The organism is Microbacterium sp. BF1 (assembly GCF_019279095.1).
GTDB lineage: Bacteria > Actinomycetota > Actinomycetes > Actinomycetales > Microbacteriaceae > Microbacterium > Microbacterium maritypicum.
The window spans coordinates 1-2814 of sequence record NZ_JAGYWT010000325.1; the positions used below are offsets into that span (position 1 = coordinate 1).

The 2814-nt window shown below is 68.9% G+C and carries 2 protein-coding genes and 1 pseudogene; 1 reads left to right on the plus strand and 2 read right to left on the minus strand.

Annotation, left to right across the window (positions count from 1 at the left end; all coding sequences use genetic code 11):
- A pseudogene (locus KZA10_RS11405) lies at positions 1 to 456 on the minus strand (hypothetical protein); the annotation flags it as partial.
- Positions 457 to 569: 113 nt separating this feature from the next.
- On the opposite strand from KZA10_RS11405, the gene KZA10_RS11410 reads away from it, so the two are divergent.
- A complete protein-coding gene (locus tag KZA10_RS11410) occupies positions 570 to 1964 on the plus strand; it encodes an ATP-dependent RecD-like DNA helicase (protein ID WP_055866505.1) in 1395 nt (464 codons plus the stop codon).
- Positions 1965 to 1985: 21 nt separating this feature from the next.
- Here KZA10_RS11410 and KZA10_RS11415 read toward each other — a convergent pair whose 3' ends face one another.
- On the minus strand, positions 1986 to 2633 hold the full coding sequence (locus KZA10_RS11415) for a heme oxygenase (biliverdin-producing) (protein ID WP_218682940.1): 648 nt from the start codon (positions 2631 to 2633) through the stop codon (positions 1986 to 1988).
- Positions 2634 to 2814 lie beyond the last annotated feature (181 nt).

Here is a 2814-nt window from a genome sequence, read left to right on the forward strand (position 1 = left end):
GGGGCTGGTGGTGAAGCGCCAGTTGGGGGTGACGCCCGCCCAACCGTCCTGCTCGACCAGGAAGGTGCTGGTGCCGGCGTGTCCGCTCGCCTGGTAGCTGACGGTGACGGCCGTGCCGCCCTCTGCCGGCTTCTCCGAGGTGATCGTCACGTCGGTCAGCGGGGCGAGTGCGGCGCGGCGGAGCATCGCCTCGGACGCTCCGGGATCGATCCCGGCGGCGTCGAGGGTCTCGCGGTCGATCGCGACGCCCGGTACGCGCAGCGCATCGGCGGCGCGACCGGAGGAGAGCAGGTCGAGGTAGCGGACGACGAACGCGGACGGGCCGTAGAACTGCTGGTACAGCGTGACGCCGCCCGCTCCCAGAGCCGCGATGAGCAGCAGGCCGACGACGGCGAGCATCGCCAGATCGACCCCCAGGCGCGCACGCCGGGGCGCGCTCGCACGTGCCCGGTCCATGGCGTCAGTCTAGGAGGGCGTCCTGAGGGGACGCCGAGCGTCGGCGGCCGTGTGCGGATACCGGGACGTAGCATGGACGAGCGCCCTGTCCGTCCGCTGCCCCTGTGAGAACCGTGTCCCTTCCCGCCCTGTCCGAGGAGCAGCAAGAGCTGTTCCGACTCATCGAGGACACGGGCGAGCACGTCTTCATCACCGGGCGAGCCGGGACCGGGAAGTCGACGCTCCTGCAGCACTTCGCATGGAATACGAAGAAGCAGATCGCGATCTGCGCGCCCACGGGCGTCGCGGCGCTCAACGTCGAGGGGCAGACGATCCACTCGCTGTTCCGCCTGCCGATCGGTCTGATCGGGGATGCCGACATCGATCAGAACGACGCGACCCGTCGCATCCTGAACGCCATCGAGACGCTCGTGATCGATGAGATCTCGATGGTCAACGCGGATCTGATGGATGCGATCGATCGTTCTCTCCGCCAGGCGCGGGGACGCAGGGGCGAGCCGTTCGGCGGGGTGCAGGTCGTCATGTTCGGCGACCCGTATCAGCTGGCGCCCGTGCCGCCCCGCGGCGACGAGGCCCGATACGTGCAGGACCACTACCGCTCGTTCTGGTTCTTCGACGCGAAGGTGTGGGCGGGGACCGGCGGCGGCACCGGCGAGTCGGACCAGGAGGGGCTGTTCGCCGTCGACACGCGCGCCGAGCTGCACGTGCGCGAGCTCGTGCAGATCCACCGGCAGTCCGACGACGGGTTCAAGGCCATGCTGAACGCCGTGCGCTACGGGCGGGTGACCGCCGAGATCGCGGGCGTGCTGAACACCCAGGGGGCGCGGACACCACCGGATCCGGAGCCCGGCGAGGTCCCGATGATCACGCTCGCAACCCGCAACGACATCGTGAACAGCATCAACAGCCGACACCTGGCCGCTCTGCCGGGCAAGGAGCAGACCGCGCGCGCCGAGGTGAGCGGAGATTTCGGCAGGGGCGAGGCCGCGCTCCCGGCCGAGTCGGAGCTGAAGCTCAAGGTGGGGGCGCAGGTCATGTTCCTGCGCAACGACACCGCGATGTCCGGTGAGCCGCCGCGCTGGGTCAACGGCACGATCGGAACGGTGGTGCGCATCCTCGGCAGTGCCGTGCGCGTCGACATCGACGGTGAAGAGGTCGATGTCGAGCCCGCCGTGTGGGAACGTTTCCGCTACGCGTACGACCAGAACACGAAGAAGCTCTCCCGTGACGTCGTCGCCGAATTCACGCAGTTCCCGCTGCGTCTGGCCTGGGCTGTCACGATCCACAAGTCGCAGGGCAAGACCTACGAGCGGGCCATCATCGACCTCGGCTCCGGGGCGTTCGCGCCGGGGCAGACCTATGTCGCCCTCAGTCGGCTGACCTCGCTCGAGGGGCTGTATCTGTCGCGTGCGCTGCGACCCCGCGACATCCGGGTGGACGAAGACGTGCGTCGGTTCATGCGCGATGCCTGGCTCGCGGCATCCGCCCCCGAGCTGCCGAAGAGCTGAGCTCCCGGGCGCGGGATCCGCTCAGGCGGCGGCGCGAGCGCGGTCGAGGTCTTCGAACAGCTCGGTGTTGAAGCGGTAGGCGAGGAGCACCTCGTCGATCACGCGCTCGCGCTCGGCCTCATCCCACGGGGCGGCATCGAGCTGCTCGCGGTACACGTCCTTGAAAGCGGACGGGTCGGCGATGTCGTCGAACAGGTAGAAGCCGATGCCGTTGGTCTCGAAGCCGAAGCGACGGGCCATCACGCGACCGATGAAGATGCCGCCGGACAGATCGCCGAGGTAGCGGGTGTAGAGGTGCGCGACGAAGCCGCCGGCCCAGGTGGCGCCCACCTGGCGGATGCGGTCGACGTAGCGCTGAGTGGTGGGCAGGGCGACGATCCGCTCGCGCCAGTCGGCCCCGAGCAGGAACTCGAGGTCGGCCTCCAGCGCGGGGAGTCGGGTGAGCTTGTCGGTGATGAAGACCGAGGCCACCGGATCCTGACGCATGCGCTCGCCCGCGCCCTCGAGCGCCTCGTAGATGAAGTAGTGCTGCGCGACGAGGGAGATGTAGTCCTCGCGCGACCCCTCGCCCTTCAGGAGGTCGGACATGAAGCCGGCGGTCTCGCTGCGGGAGTGCGATCCGGACGAACGCTCGCGCAGGGCGGCGGAGAAGGAGAGGATCTCGGGCATGAGGCCAGTGTAAGGGTTGCCTAACCCCGGAGGGAAGTCGCAGTGTTCAGGCGGGGGCACCGGCGCTGCCATGGTCTGCACCTTCGGCGATGTGACCGACATCATCTGGTGGCGCGAGCTGCGCACCACCGACAACGAGTCGCTGCCGAACATGACCACGATCGGCCTGGACGGGCGATTC

Bases quoted from the DNA above. Each gene is read 5' to 3' on its own strand.
- KZA10_RS11415 (WP_218682940.1), bottom strand. From the start codon at position 2,633: ATGCCCGAGATCCTCTCCTTCTCCGCCGCCCTGCGCGAGCGTTCGTCC.